Annotated in this window: 10 protein-coding genes; all 10 read left to right on the forward strand. The window is 43.7% G+C overall.

The window, feature by feature from the left end:
• The first annotated feature begins 1 nt into the window (after position 1).
• The 10 genes from glmS (at position 2) to RBK99_RS09105 (ending at position 15,531) form a co-directional block, all read left to right on the forward strand.
• A complete protein-coding gene (gene glmS / locus RBK99_RS09060) occupies positions 2–1,834 on the forward strand; it encodes a glutamine--fructose-6-phosphate transaminase (isomerizing) (protein WP_317504279.1) in 1,833 nt (610 codons plus the stop codon).
• 188 nt (positions 1,835–2,022) lie between these two features.
• Complete coding sequence (gene drt4 / locus RBK99_RS09065) at positions 2,023–3,606, forward strand: antiviral reverse transcriptase Drt4 (protein ID WP_317504280.1); 1,584 nt, start codon at positions 2,023–2,025, stop codon at positions 3,604–3,606.
• 33 nt (positions 3,607–3,639) lie between these two features.
• Positions 3,640–4,353 (forward strand): Abi-alpha family protein, encoded by a 714-nt coding sequence (locus RBK99_RS09070; RefSeq protein ID WP_317504281.1) that lies wholly within the window; start codon positions 3,640–3,642, stop codon positions 4,351–4,353.
• 78 nt (positions 4,354–4,431) lie between these two features.
• Positions 4,432–5,262 carry a TnsA endonuclease N-terminal domain-containing protein gene (locus RBK99_RS09075; RefSeq protein ID WP_317504282.1) on the forward strand — a complete coding sequence of 277 codons (831 nt, stop codon included), beginning with the start codon at positions 4,432–4,434 and terminating at the stop codon, positions 5,260–5,262.
• A complete protein-coding gene (locus RBK99_RS09080) occupies positions 5,249–7,342 on the forward strand; it encodes a TnsB C-terminal domain-containing protein (RefSeq protein ID WP_317504283.1) in 2,094 nt (697 codons plus the stop codon). Before RBK99_RS09075 ends, RBK99_RS09080 begins: the two co-directional genes overlap by 14 nt.
• Entirely contained in the window at positions 7,339–8,997 is a 1,659-nt protein-coding gene (locus RBK99_RS09085; protein ID WP_317504284.1) for an AAA family ATPase, read from the forward strand. The genes RBK99_RS09080 and RBK99_RS09085 overlap by 4 nt, the downstream gene beginning before the upstream one ends.
• 1 nt (position 8,998) lies before the next feature.
• Entirely contained in the window at positions 8,999–10,507 is a 1,509-nt protein-coding gene (locus RBK99_RS09090) for a TnsD family Tn7-like transposition protein (RefSeq protein ID WP_317504285.1), read from the forward strand.
• On the forward strand, positions 10,491–12,092 hold the full coding sequence (locus tag RBK99_RS09095; RefSeq protein ID WP_317504286.1) for a Tn7-like element transposition protein TnsE: 1,602 nt from the start codon (positions 10,491–10,493) through the stop codon (positions 12,090–12,092). Before RBK99_RS09090 ends, RBK99_RS09095 begins: the two co-directional genes overlap by 17 nt.
• Before the next feature lie 105 nt (positions 12,093–12,197).
• On the forward strand, positions 12,198–13,316 hold the full coding sequence (locus tag RBK99_RS09100; RefSeq protein WP_317504287.1) for an AAA family ATPase: 1,119 nt from the start codon (positions 12,198–12,200) through the stop codon (positions 13,314–13,316).
• A 10-nt stretch (positions 13,317–13,326) separates the two neighbouring features.
• Positions 13,327–15,531: a S8 family peptidase gene (locus RBK99_RS09105; RefSeq protein WP_317504288.1), complete on the forward strand. Its 2,205-nt coding sequence runs from the start codon at positions 13,327–13,329 to the stop codon at positions 15,529–15,531.
• Positions 15,532–15,648 lie beyond the last annotated feature (117 nt).

A 15,648-nucleotide genomic window follows, 5' to 3' on the forward strand; every position in this document is an offset into this window, starting at 1 on the left:
TATGTGCGGTATTGTAGGAGCTACGTCGGAACGTCGGGTAACAGGTATTCTGCTGGAAGGTTTAAAGCGACTGGAGTATCGGGGTTACGATTCGGCGGGTGTGGCTATTATCGACGCTGATAATCATTTAAGAAGTATCCGCCGTACCGGTAAGGTTCAGGAGCTGAAAGACGCTATTGACCAGAACCCGTTAGATGGCACTATTGGTATTGCGCATACTCGCTGGGCAACGCATGGCGGCGTAACGGAAGCCAACGCCCACCCGCACCGCTCTGCAGACGAAATAGCAGTCGTCCATAACGGTATTATCGAAAATCATGAACGCCTGCGCGAAGAATTAAAAGCTGAAGGATACGTTTTTAACTCGCAAACTGACACCGAAGTAATCGCTCACTTAATTCACCATGAACGTAAAACTCAAGGTGACTTATTGGCTGCTGTTAAATCCGCAGTCCGCCAGCTTGAAGGCGCTTACGGTACGGTTGTTATGGACACTAAATACCCAGAGCGTTTAGTGGTAGCCCGCTCAGGTAGCCCGCTAGTGATTGGTGTGGGTATTGGTGAAAATTTTGTGGCATCTGACCAATTAGCTTTATTGCCGGTAACCCGCCAGTTTATTTATCTGGAAGAGGGCGACGTGGCCGATATCAACCGCACTGAAATCGATATTTATGATGCCGAGGGTCAGCAGGTTGAGCGTGAAATAGTCGAGTCTGACGTAAGTTACGACGCGGGTGGAAAAGGCCAATATCGTCACTTTATGCTAAAAGAAATCTACGAACAGCCTATTGCCGTGCGTAATACACTGGAAGGTCGTTTATCCGAAACGACGGTATTAGATAACGCTTTCGGTGAGAATGCAGCAGACATTCTGAAAGAGATTGAGCATGTACAGATAGTGGCGTGTGGTACCAGTTACCATGCCGGGATGGTGGCTCGTTACTGGCTGGAATCAATGGCGAATGTGTCGTGCAACGTTGAGATTGCTTCTGAGTTTCGCTACCGCAAGTCCTATGTTCACCCCAATAGTTTGTTAGTGACCATTTCGCAGAGTGGCGAAACGGCAGATACCTTAGCCGCACTGCGTTTATCTAAAGAGCTTGGCTACAAAGGCAGTCTGACCATTTGTAATGTGGGCTCCTCGTCTATGGTGCGTGAGTCTGATCTCGCCTTTTTAACCCGTGCCGGTGCCGAAATTGGCGTAGCATCGACCAAAGCCTTTACCACTCAGTTGACCGGACTGTTGATGCTGACCTTAGGTATTGGTAAGTACCGGGGGATGCCAGAGCAACAACAACAAGCGGTTGTTCATGCGCTGCAGGCATTGCCAACTAAGTTGGAAGAAGCGGTGTCTCTGGCGGACGAAATTGAAGAGCTAGCGCAAGACTTTGCCAATAAAGAGCACAGTTTGTTCCTTGGCCGTGGTAACCAATACCCCATTGCTATGGAAGGTGCACTTAAGCTAAAAGAAATTTCTTACATCCACGCAGAAGCCTATGCAGCAGGCGAGTTAAAGCATGGCCCATTGGCACTTATTGACGAAGAAATGCCGGTTATTGTGGTCGCTCCGAACAATGACTTGCTGGAAAAGTTAAAGTCTAACGTGGAAGAAGTTCGCGCCCGTGGCGGCTTGATGTATGTTTTTGCGGACAAAAATGCGCGCTTCAAAGGTGATGAGTCATTAAGCGTATTGAACGTCTGCCATTGCGACGAAGTGATAGCGCCTATTGTCTATACCGTTCCGCTGCAGCTGCTTTCTTACTACGTAGCTTTGATAAAGGGTACGGATGTAGACCAGCCGAGGAACTTGGCTAAATCAGTTACTGTGGAATAACAGAAGGGCCGAAAGGCCCTTTTTTGTCGGCGTACATTAAAGTTCTTAATAAACATTAAAGATCTTAAATGAGACATTAAAGTTGTTAAATATTGAGCTCCTTTTGAGCTAGCCAAAATCTTTACCTGTAAATACAGTGAATTTGTATTAATGTGATTAGATAACTGTTTAAGCAGGATTATATTTAAGTGACTAGATCTTATAATGATGAACGTGATTTGTACGTCGCGCTTACCTGTTACAATTATTTCCCAAACCAAAAGGAAGTAATGGGTGAGTTGCCCCCCTGCTTTTCTTCTAGACAGTTTACTCCAGAGGTCTGTAAAGCTTTGTCGGAAGCTGATAACGGTCCAAGCAGAAAGAAGAATGGTTTCGATTTAGTTGAGTTTAGAGCAACCAGATATAACAATGTACCGCGTACACTAGCCTTGGTTCACCCGAAACCATATTCAGTTTTAGTTGAGAGGATACTTAGTAGTTGGGAGAAAATACGGAATATTTGCGATAACCCGAATAGCCAAGTAAAGCCTGAAATAAGGGAAGATGGTCGAGTTTTCGTAATGAACTATGAGAATGGACTAAACAAAACTAGCCGGCTAAACAAGTTGAGTTTTGCAAAGAAGTTTATAGTTTCATCAGATATCGCGAATTGTTTCAATAGTATTTATAGCCATTCAATCCCTTGGGCATTAGTTGGATTAGAGGAAGCAAAAAAAAATAGAAAACCTAACGAGTGGTTCAATGCAATCGACTCTTCAGTTCGTTGGTGTAAGCGAAATGAAACTCAGGGAATTCCAATTGGCCCAGGGACTTCCTCTATTATCGTAGAGCTAATTCTTTCTGAGATAGATTCGAAATTGAGAGAGAAGAGTTATTTATTTGAACGGTATGTCGATGATTACACGTGTTATTGTGAGTCAGACATTGAAGCAGAGTCATTTATAATCGACTTAGAAAGATACCTCTCCGAGTTTAAACTTTCGTTAAACCTATCAAAAACAAACATTAAGGCTTTACCTCTTCCTAATGACGATGAATGGGTTCTGGAGTTGCTAGGAATTCTCCCTCAAAGCTATATGTATGAGGATGAAAACCAAACTCGGGAAGTTATAAGCACTCCAGCGATAATCACATTTATCAACAATGCCTTAAAGATCAATGGGAGAACCCCCGATGGAAGCGTATTAAAGTATGCTCTCCAGCTTGTAGTTGATAGGGTTGAACAACATAAAGCTGATATCGTGCTTCAAGAAGTGGTGGGCTTAGCTTGGCACTATCCTGTGTTGATTCCGTTTCTCGATAGGTTAGCTAGAAATTACGATGTTGACGTTTCGGTTTACGAGAAAGAATTAAACGAACTTGTTAAAGAAAACTCTGCTAAACGCCGCAGTGATGGCATATGCTGGCCACTTTATTTGATGTTTACCAATGATTTAACTCCCTCGAATGAGGCTGTAACTCAGGTAATCAATAGCATGGACTGCTTGGGAATAACTATTCTTTCTCACTTTATGGGATATCAAGAATCGATCCACGGCGTTGTAAATACCCTATTGGATAGTGATGACTATACGAAAGATAACTATTGGATACTGCTTTACCAGCTTTATTATCAAGGGCATATAGATAACCCATATAGGGGGGATCAGACTTTCGAGTTATTGAAGGACTTCGACGTTAATTTTATGCCAGGCGATAGCGAGAACGAGGCGGAAAGGCACTCTGAGCAAATTGCAATACAGCACATATTTCCTGACGACATGGAAATATAGCAAGAGCTAACAAAAGTGACTTAAGGATTTATCGTGAAGTCGACCAATAGATTACCTGATGAGTTAAAGCCCTCGTCCAATGACTATACTGTGTCCGGTCTAAAATCTGTATTAGGGGCAGTTCCTGTTGCAGGTTCATTATTATCGGAAATTGCAGGGACGGTCATACCTAATCAAAGAGTTGATCGTATAGCTGATTTTGCGCGGAAACTGGAGTTAAGAGTTTCTCACTTGGAACATTCATTTTTTGAGCGTGAAATAAAAAACGAAGAGTTTACGGATTTAGTTGAGGAAAGCCTAAGACAAGCGGCACGGGCAACCACGGACGACAGACGAGAGTATTTGGCTTCCTTATTAGCCACTAGCCTAAATAGCAAGGACATTGAATACGCGGAGTCTCATCACTTACTCAGAATTTTATCAGAGCTGTCAGATATTGAGGTTATTTGGCTGAGGTTTTATAGCAATCCATCACTAGGTGGAGATGACGAATTCAGAGACCTTCACAAGGATGTACTTGGACCGGTAGAAGCGGCTCTAGGAAGTGACCAGAACGAGATCGACAAAGAGGCCCTTCAAAAAAGCTATAAGGCTCACTTAGAAAGGCTTGGGCTTATTAGCGGTAAAGTAAAAACTGATAAAAATAAGAATCCTGAGTTTGACAAATTGTCAGGTGAGTTCAAAAGGCAGTCTCTTAGAACAACAGCTTTAGGTGGTTTGTTACTACGGAATATTGACTTACTTTAGCCGAGAGGTCTTTAGGTAGCTGTCTTGCTTAATGAATGTATTTGGTTATGCTGAAACAAAGCAGATCGAGTTGATGACATGGCAAAATCAAAATATTCGCTGAGCGAGACGCAGATTGCGAAAAGAATAAAGGAAGGACGCGGATCTGGCTCCGGCACGGATTACAGCCCTTGGGTGCGGGTCGATGAGCTTGCTTCTTTAGGGCGATCCCGGCAGGTCTACTCTCACCTCACCAAACGCATCCACCATCTACTTTCTGATCTCGAATTTGCTGTATTCCTTCTGCTTGATAACAATCCTTCAGTTACCGATATACGTGAACAATTCCCTTTGATTCGTGATGACACGCGAAATATTGCCCGGGAAAATAACTTACCCCACCCTGCCAATAATGGTGTAGACACGGTTATGTCTTCAGATTTTTTAGTGGATTCTACTGACAAATCAGAGCCCAAATTTGTTCTACAAGCCAAGTACACAGATAGCCTTGGTGATGCGCGCACTATTGAGAAGCTAGAGATTGAGCGCCGGTACTGGAAGCAGAAGGAGCTTCCCTGGTATCTAGTTACTGAACGCGAAATCGATCCGGTGGCCAAGACAAACATTGACTGGCTGTATGTTGTGAAAGGAGAACTGGAATCGGGTGATAAGGTTATCACGGCGTCGAGTTTGGCGATGTTTAAAGCAGCTGTAGCCGACAACCCGGGGTTAAATATTATTGAGCTGTGTAAGACGATTGACCGGGCTTACGACCTTGAGCTGGGTGAGTCACTTTATGATTTAAGGGTGCTCTGTGCATCCCGGGTTATTACGTTTGATGTCAGAAAGCCATTCAGAAAACTGAGTGGGAAAGACTTTACGTGTCATGAGTTAGAAAGCTTGGGAGGTGCGGTGAATGTGGCGAGTTAATGATGTTGTTGAGTATGACAGTAAGCGGTACCGCATCTTATTCGTCGAGAGTGCCCGGCTTGTTTGGCTTTGCATTGATGAGAATAAAGGAACCCCCACCTCAGAGCATATTGATGTGCTCGAGGACTTAGTTGCTGCGGGTGAACTTACGCGTGTTGAAGACCCTTTCGCTGAACTTCAGGTGATTACACCGCAAGAAGGTAGTTCTGACTACAAACACCGTGAAAAAGCTTACCAAGCGATTAAAGACATCATCGCAGATGAGAAAATGTATTTTAAAAAAGAGCGTGCTGCTCTTCTGAAAAGTGTCGCTGAAGAATCGAAGGTCAGTGTTCCCACGCTCTACAAGTACCTTAGAAGATACTGGCAACGAGGTCAGCTTAAAAATGCATTGTTGCCTGACTTTAAGAATTCTGGTGCGGCCGGTAAACCTCGAAGCTTTAAAGATAAAACGCCCGGGCAACGCCGAATACACAGTCCGGGAACCACGGTGCCGTTAAATGATGATATACGGCGACTGTTCCGACGCACGATAGAAACGGTATTGCTGAACGACAAGAATATGTCTGTCAGCTATGCGTACCGGAAGTTTGCTTCGGCTTATAAGTTCGCAAACCCAGATGCCAGTGAAGAGCAGATACCGACCTATCGACAGTTTCAGCATTTTTATCTTCGTGAATACGAAAAAACCGACAAGCTTATTGCACAAACTTCAGTAACTAACTATCGCAAAGACGTAAGGCCGTTACATGGAACAGCAACGGAGCAAGCATTAGGCCCGGGTAGTCGTTATGAAATTGATGCAACAATCGCTGACATCTACCTGGTTGATGATGAGGAACCGGATAAGGTCATCGGGCGGCCAACCATATACATGGTGATTGATGTATTTAGTCGAATGGTAACGGGGTTTTATATTGGCGTAGATAACCCGTCTTATGTTGTTGCAATGAAGGCTTTAACGTCCAGTTTTGGCGATAAAACCGAAGTGTGTAAGAAGTACGGTATCGATATTTCGCCGGAAGATTGGCCGTCAGTTGGTTTGCCGGATGTTGTTCTTGCCGATAGAGGTGAGTTAATGAGCCATCAGGCTCAATATTTGATTGAAGGGCTGGGCGTTCGGCTGGAGAGTGCGCCGCCCCGTCGTGGAGATGCTAAAGGGATAGTGGAGCGATTCTTTAAAACCATTCAGGGCACTTTTAAACCATATTTGCCGGGTGTTGTTGAAGGCAACCGGATCAAAAAGCATGGTGAGAGGGACTATCGTGTGGCCGCTAAAATTCCTATGAATGACTTCACTGAAATCATGCTAAGCGCCATTGTTAATCACAACCTGAATAAGCCCATGAAAAAGTATGACCGGGCAGCGGATATTCCGGAAGATGTTCCTTCAATCCCTATTCACCTTTGGAACTGGGGTATTCAGAACCGTGTTGGAAAACTTCGCAATGTCGATGTGAACCTTGCCCGGGTCGTTTTATTGCCGAGAAAGAAAATTACGGTTTCTGAGCAGGGCGTAAAACTTTGGGGTCTGACATATACCGGCCGGGAATTGATTGAAGCCGGGTGGATGCATCGGGATTCGTCTGTTAAAAGACCTAAAGGGCTTATGGCAGCTTACGACCCGGGAAGCGCTAACCACATTTACTTGTTTCCGGAAGTTGGCAAGAAACTGTTCTGGATCTGCGACTTGTCGACTCGAAGCCGCGAGTTTCGCAACCTTACCTGGAAGCAAGTTTGGGAAAAGCAGACAATTATCAAAGGGACTTATGCAAAAGCTGAGCTGGGGCACGCACCTAAAGCCCGGGAACTTGATCAGCTTATTGAAGATAAGGTTAAAAAAGCGACTAAGCGGGACTTTGGCTCAAAAAGCAGTGATGCTGAGCGTATTCGCAACATAAAGAAAAATAAAGCGGAAGCCAGAGAGCAAGAGCGCAGTGATACTGCGGTTCGTCCTGAGCGAGAGAATAAGAAAGAACCCGCTAAAGTGGTTCCGATTAAGCACTCAAGCGAAGAGACTTACGATTACCCTGATTATCTCTCAGAGCTGTTTGGTGATGACTCGGAGCCGAACTCATGACATTTGGTGGCATTGAATCAATAACCGCTGGTTATCATGATACCGGCGTTGAAAGTTACCGGGGCAACCCTCTGATTGAGGCTCTACCACCCATAAAGTCGGTAAAAAATATAGCCGAGTCTTTGAAAATTGATGCTCATTGTCGATCGGAGGATTTACTTGCTTCGGGACACGTCAGAGCTCACTCAATTAGTCGACTGACCGATGAGTTCTTTCAACCGCTATCAACACACGTGCAACTGGAAGAGAAGCTGTCCATCATGATCCGTGGAGGCTATGTTGGCCGCAATCCAAAAAATGGGTCACGACAAAAGCACCTTCAGAATGGTTACGAGCGATTATTAACAGGCGACCTATCGGCCTTTCGCTTTGATGAGGTGAAATCAACCGCTCAAAGTATGTCGATTATTGGCTGCTCCGGCAGTGGAAAAACGACAACCATTGGTCGGGTACTCTCCGGTTATCCTCAAGTCATTTACCATCCGGACTATAACCTTGAACAGGTCGTTTATCTAAAAGTTGATTGTTCGTTTGATGGCTCTCTTAAAGGTATTTGTCAGAACTTTTTCAGAGCATTAGACCGGGTTCTGAATACGCACTATGAACAACGTTACGGTATGAAGCGCCACAGCATAGAAAACATGCTGGCCATTATGGCTCAGATTGCCAATTCGCATGCTTTGGGTGTTCTTATCATTGATGAGATACAGCACTTGAACCGATCAAAGTCCGGTGGCTCTGAGAAAATGCTGAATTTTTTCGTCACTTTAGTGAATACCATCGGTTTACCTGTTGTTCTTGTTGGCACGCCTAAAGCGAAGGAAATATTTGAGGATGACTTGCGTTCAGCAAGACGCAGTGCGGGGTTTGGCGCGATTTTCTGGGAGCCAATGAAACAATATCAGTCCAATGGTCACCCGGGTGAATGGCACGCGTTTTCTAATAAGCTTTGGAAACTCCAATGGCTCAAACATCGCGATGAACTGTTAACAGATGACATCAGAAACACTTGGTATGACTTAAGCCAGGGCATACTGGATATTGTGGTTAAATTATTTGTTTTAGCCCAGTTAAGAGCCATAGCGACGGGAATAGAGCGAATAACATCGGGTTTATTGCGACAAGTATATCAGGATGAATTGGGCCCGGTGCACCCTATGCTGGCAGCACTTCGATCGAACGACGCAGAAAAAATAGCAGAGTACTCAGACCTGCGGTTAAAAGATACGGATAAACGGCTACTTGAATTGCAGTCCCAGATTGATGAGGCGGCGATTGCCTCTGATGAAATGGATGAGCTCGTGTCCGATGATGAAAAGCGGCTGTACATGATGCTCAGCCAGTTTGGATATGATGATAGCTCTCTGCTTCTTGAAACGGTTAAACGCGCTTTTAAAGAATACCCAGGTGCATCGCTTCAGGAGTTATTACCCATTGTATCGACATGGCTCTCCGCTCCGGAGCATGGTGACGTAAAAGCATCAACCAAGAAGCAAAAGACTAAGCGTCTGAAAAAAGATGAGTGGCATACATTACCGACAGAAGATCTGCGGTTTCTTTCCTCGCAAAGCGGCTCTAAAGACGAAGCTTATGAAACGATTGATTCGTCCGGGCTCATATTTCCGATGAATAAATGGATGGATAAGGTCGGCTGAGATGGCAAATGTTCCTGTCCCCTATCCTAATGAGCTGATTTACAGTGTCATAGCGAGGACAGGCGTTAATGAGGCCATTTCCAGCCCTAAACAGTTGCTCGATGAAGTCTTTGGCAACCGTAAGGTAATTTCCACCTTAGATTTACCCAGCCATATCAAAACGATCAGCCAACATTTGGCAAAAACAGGACAATACTCTGCTGAAAAACTGATTTACCAACATACCCTATTCCCCTTTTATGCACCGTTTGTACCTGAGCCAGTTCGGCAGCACGCGATACAACTGATGTCTGGATTTAACAACGGTGCAGTCCATATGATGCTTGGTGTTGCTGCTTCACGAGTAAAAGCAGTAAACCACTTTCGTCTTTGTTCTTCATGTATGGAAAAGCAGATCATAAATTATGGAGAAACCTTCTGGGATCGGCGTTGGTTCATTCCCGGGCTTAATACCTGCGTGTGCTCTGCCTGCTTGAATAGTTTATCGACAAGTTGGCAAGAGCACCGGCACGCTTACGTTTTATGCCCTAAAACCATAGCAAAAGAGCCGGAAGTAACCAGGGAAGTTCACCCTGGCTTGCTTAAGTTATGCTCGGCAGCAAACGAGGTGTTATCACTACCGGCAATAGTGTCTCCGTCATTTGACCAATGGACGTCTTTTTATCAGGCGCTGGCGACTGACAATGCCATGGCGAGAGGTCGTTATGCAGACCATGAGCGGGTAGCTGAAGCCTTGCTGACTTGCTTTCCGCCGTCTGTTCTTCAAGAGCTTAATTTGGGCTTTGACGTCAAAAGTGACACGAACTGGCTGAGAACGATTTTCCGTAAGCATCGTAAGTCATTCAGTGCATTGCAGCATTTAATGGTTTGGCAGGCATTGAAATTGAGAGCTACGGTTGCGGAAACACTGGAGCAAGTAAAGAAAAAGCGAGTTGTCCCTGTTCGCCTTGTTGTTAAACAAAGGACCAAAGGAAAAGCTGATATCTATCGAACGAAGTGGCAATTACTACTGCGAAGATTAGAAATAAAGGAAGCAAGGCTTGCCGATGGCGGCGTTTATGCATGGCTTTATCGGCATGACCGGCAATGGCTAATCGCTTTTAACACAAGTAGGAGGTTGAAGCGTAACGGCCACAAGCCAATAAACTGGCATTATCGCGACTTAGCACTAACGCGACAATGTTTAGAGTTGATAGCTGAAAAAGACCTTGACCTAAGCGCTCCCCGGTTATCGAAGCTTTGGTTGATCAATCACCTTCCCCATGGCCGCTCATGCGCTAAAAATCTTACCAAGCTTCCAATACTGAATCACTGTCTGGATACCTACTCGGAATCCATAACGGATTATCAAATAAGAAGGCTGACTTACGCGGCTTACCAACTGCTATTTCAGCATGAAGAGTTGGTTCACTGGCGTTTGTTAAGGCTGGCCGGGCTAAGTATCGAGCGGATTACTGATGAAGCCGATGAGTTTTTAAGAGAGGTTATTCTTCGTGGCGGACAGATTTAAAAACATTGAGAACAATTCGAAACTGCTTCATCTTGGCGATCTATTCCGAAGCACGACAGCAAAATACTGGCGTATTAATGCCTGGTTGAGCCCAATACAGAATAAGCGTCATGCCAACTTCTCAAACTTACCCATGCTTGCCCGCGGGCGGGTGCTAAATGCCACAGACGACAAGCCTAAGCGTGACAGAGCTTCATGCTCAATCACTCGAGAGTCGATAATTAGTGAATGTAATTTGAGCGAATTTCCGGAGTTTGCCTACGGGTCACTTGCAAAAGCTGAATCGCGCCAAAAAGGATTCCTGATAAAAACGCCCGGGAAGCCAAGTTTTATCATTCCACAGCTAGAGCTTGCCCGTGTTTTGTTTTTACATTCCGGCTATTTGTGCCGGGCGGCACTTACCTCAGAAACATTAACGCATGAGTTTGACGTCCAGGAGCGTTTAAACGAAGGAAAGGTGATTGTTAATGTTTTAAAGCTATCCGCCTTTCCAAAAAACGCGTTTGATGATGCCGGTACCCGACGGATGCTGGCCTGGCTTTTGACAGATCGTAATGCTCGTAAGTCATTTGAAAGCATTTTCCGGCACTATAAGCTGTTCTCCAGAGTGAATAACGGCTGGGAAATGTGGACGTTTTCATTTGAACCGCCTGAAATGCTCGGTTGGTCTTTTACCTTCCATGGTCGAGCGGATGAAACCAACAATAAGTTCTTTGTAGAAGAAATTACTGATTTAACCTTTCACGGAAGCTTGCCAGATAGAGTGCTGTTCCAGCACGACTCCTTTAAACGCTATGAAAATAGACGAACTGGAGGTACGCCAAACGGTTCTCCGTGGACGCATCGTCCTGATGAGCATGAAATCAATGATGACGAAACTTCATCGAATAATAACGAACCCGTTATTTTGAGAAACGACACCCACACCATTAACTTTCTTGGGCACACCCAAACTGCCAAAGTGAATCAGGTAGTCGAGAGTGATACTGGAGCTTCGAACCCTGAACCCAATGAAGTTGCCAGTGAAGAAGTCAGCACAGACGAACCCACTGAGGGCGGGAAACTGCCGGCGGCTGACTTTTCGGGACCTACCGACGAGACAGATTTAACCCGAATGTGCGAGAGTCGCTTTGAGGCCTTTAATCACATGTTGGAATTACTTCAGAAGAATGGAGTGACTTTGCTAACAAAAGAAACAACGGCTCTGCCGCAGTCAGGACGAGGTCAAAAGCATTTATTGAAGAACGGTGAACCTAGGGTCATTTGTTGCGCTGAGGTGAGTTATGAGGGGCGACATGCGTATATTTTGGAGGTCGATACTTCGGATGGGCTTAGTCAACTATCGACTAAGATATTCGTGACGTCTTCTGACTTGCTGGCATTAGTTTGGACTAATTTAATTGAAGGAATAACAAAAGGAGGGTTGAGTTGGCCAGCAGAACTTATAAAAGTCAGCTTTTCTGAAAGAGACCGGTTTAGTATTAATCACCCTAAGAATGAAGGAGCGGGGGGAGGAGCTATTCCAACTGATCAGATTGGTGGTTGGGCTAATAAGTTTCTCTCGAAAATAAAGCAAAATGACTAGCTTCTTGTTTTTTTGTGTTTTTTAGTCACGTTAAAAACGTTGAATTAAAAGGGTTTGGGGTCTAAAATGACTAGAATATTTTAAATCAACGGAAATTAGTCACTTATGTTGGGTTCGGTAGAATTTATTGCGCTATCAAAATTAGCTCTGTCTGGAAGAGAGTCAGATGTAAGACTATACCTTGCCAAACAGATTAGAAAAATACGTAAAGAAGATCCTAAAACTAGCGAAGAGTTGGAAGGTTTACTTAAGCAATCACCATCACAAACTCGCGGAGTGATGCGGAAAACTTCATTTAACGGTGAAAACCCATTTGAAGTTGGAAATGACGCAGATAACAATCGAATTCCTTTGCTCAAGCAATCAGGCCTAACCAGTAATGATGGGCGTGAACCTCTCTTAAGCAAAAATGTAATTAGTGTTTTTGAGCAGGTGATAAAGGAGAGGGCAAAGTCTGAAGAGCTTGAAAAGCTTGGGTTGAAGCCGAGTAGCTCCCTAGTCTTTGAAGGGCCTCCAGGAGTAGGTAAGACAATTAGTGCAGCTTGGTTAGCAGAGAAGCTAAATTTGCCTCTATATACTTTAGATTTAACTGCCGTAATGAGTAGCTATCTAGGAAAGAGTGGTAATAATCTGAGAAATGTCTTGGAGTATGCTAAAAATCATCCTTGCGTACTTTTTTTAGATGAAATTGATGCTATAGCTAAAAAGCGTAGTGATGAATCCGACGTTGGTGAGTTAAAGCGATTGGTGACGATAATGCTGCAAGAAATAGAAGAATGGCCTTCACACGGATTACTAATCGCTGCGACAAATCACCCCGAATTAGTTGATCCTGCTTTATGGCGGCGCTTTGATTTTGTCATTAAGTTCCCCCTGCCTTCTTTACAACAAACGCAAGAAGCAGTTGAGTATTTTCTGGGAAATGATAAAGATGAGTTTAAAAACTTCATTGATGTTCTAGCTAAATCGTTGAAGGGATGCTCATATAGTGATATCAAAAAAGAAGTGGTTAGTTTAAGGAAAAAACGAATTTTAGAGCCGGAGACTGCTAATGATAATTTATTGGAGTTAATAATTCCGGATAACGATTCATTAGAGCAAAAAGAGAGAATTGAATGGGCTGTTAAATTGGTCGAGGATTTTGGGTTAACTCAGGTAAAAGCAGCCAGACGTATGCGCGTTAGTAGAGACACGATAAGGAAGCATAGAAAAAGAGCTTATTAAGGAATAATTTATGGCTAACAAGAACTATATTATAGGGAAAGCTGAAGAATTAACGTCTATTGTTCCTCCTCCCAAAATGAAACCAAATAATAATGCGATATATACGCTTGATGAAGTAATATCAAGGCTCCAACCACAGTTGAATAGTGTTGTGGATGATATGAAGAGGGGCTCGTCGAATTTAGCGCCTGACGGTTACTCTGTGGCCAAACTTACAATGCATCCATCATATATTTCTAAAGGACACTTTCCGACTAAGCTCATGCGTAATGTCGACTTTCAATCTTTAGGAAGTAAAAGCGAAATAGTAACGCCAGATAAATGGACTCGAGAGGGTGAGCCAAAAGCTTCACCTTCAACTGGGATTTTTGTTGCAGGAAAAATAACAGCATTTGAAGCTCTTGCTGATAGTCTTAATTTAGTCGAGTTAGGCGATCCAGGTGTAGAGGACCTAATGAGGGTATGGAGTTTTGAAGTAGTACAACCAGAAGATAAATTAAAACTAGATAAACACAGGCATGATAATTACTTTGAAGTTGTATTTCAGTTAATTCCGAAAAATGAAAATAGTAATATTGAGAAATCATTTTATAGTTACGCCGAAGAACTTGGGTTTGAAATTGCTAAAAACTATGCGGTTTCAGTTTCTAATTTACTATTCATTCCAATGCAGGGTTCAGTTGAGAATCTAAGGTTATTAGCTAACCACCCTTTTGTGAGAGTCATAAGAAATGTATCTCGGCTTAGATCATATAAGCCTCTTGTCAGTCGCATGGCTGTTTCGGAGTCTCCGGCTTTGCCTCAAGAGCCTGCAATTGCTGGTGATATCAAGGTAGCTATTCTAGATGGTGGTATAGCTAATGATTGCTTGATGAAGCCTTGGATTAATAACTATATCTTGTCGAATCCAAACGGCACTGATGACAGTGATGCTGTGGCACATGGTATGGCAGTTACTTCTGCATTTTTGTTTGGCAGTATAGATCCGAGCCAGCCCCTGGAACGACCTTTTTCTCCTGTAGATCATTACAGGGTTCTTGATCATGAGACTGGAAATGAAAACCCTTATGAGCTATACAAAACTCTTGGATATATTGAAGAGGTTTTACTATCGAACCAGTATGACTTCGTCAACCTTAGTTTGGGTCCAGAGTATTCAGTCGATGATGATGAAATTCACCCCTGGACATCCTTGATTGATAGTAATATCTATGACAGCGATACACTAGTTTGTATTGCTGCAGGAAATAATGGAAATAACAATGCGGAGTTAGGTTTAAATCGAGTTCAAGTACCAGCAGATAGTGTTAATAGTATTGCAGTAGGATCTGCAAATTCTTCATCCGCCTTTTGGGATAGAGCAAAATATAGTGCTGTTGGTCCAGGACGCTCTCCTGGGGTTACGAAACCCGATTTGCTAGCTTTTGGGGGAGATCATAAAGAGTATTTTCATGTGCTAGACGGGAGCAACCCGGCCAATGTTACTCCTCAATTGGGGACAAGTTTTGCTTCTCCGTATCTCTTAAGAAAAGCCGTAGGTATTAAAGCATTGATGGGAAAAAGTATTTCTCCCATTGCGATAAAGGCAATGCTTATAAATTCAGCTGAGACAAATGGTTTGAATGCAGTTGATGTAGGTTGGGGAAGGATTCCTGAGGAAATAGATTCGCTGTTAGAGTCTCCACTTGGAACAGCGAGGATTTTATATCAAGGTGAACTTAAGCCTGGAAAGTATATGAAAGCCCCGTTACCGCTTCCCAAGAATGGGCTAAATGGACAAGTAATCATTAAGGCGACATGCTGCTTTGTTACGCCTGTCGATCCGCAAGATAGTTCTATGTACACGAAATCTGGAGTCGAAATAAGCTGGTGCCCTAACTCTTCTAAAAATCGCAAAGAGGGCTTTTTTCAACAAGTGAAGAAAGCTACCGAAGCTGAATTAAGGAGAGATGCCGGTAAGTGGGAAACTGTGTTGCATAACCAGCGTAAGAAAAATCCTAAGTCATTAGATGACCCGTTTTTTGAAATACATCATATAGCCCGTGATTCAGGAGCGAGTATATCCTCTGCAAGAGCGAAATCAGTAAAATACGCTATGGTGATAACTTTAGAGTGCCCAAAGCATAAAGAAATTTTTTCTGACATATTAAATGATTATGATGTTCTTACTGAATTGAAACCTCGTGTTCAAATTCCAACAAAAGTTAATGTTTAACTACAAAAGAACTATTTATGAAGGATTGATAAATGACAAATGCGTATTTCGGTCTATCCGGACAGCGATTCCGGCATCATTCGGACAAGCGTTCCGGTGTCATCCGGACAAGTTAAC

The organism is Idiomarina solivarensis (assembly GCF_033052755.1).
Lineage (GTDB): Bacteria > Pseudomonadota > Gammaproteobacteria > Enterobacterales > Alteromonadaceae > Idiomarina.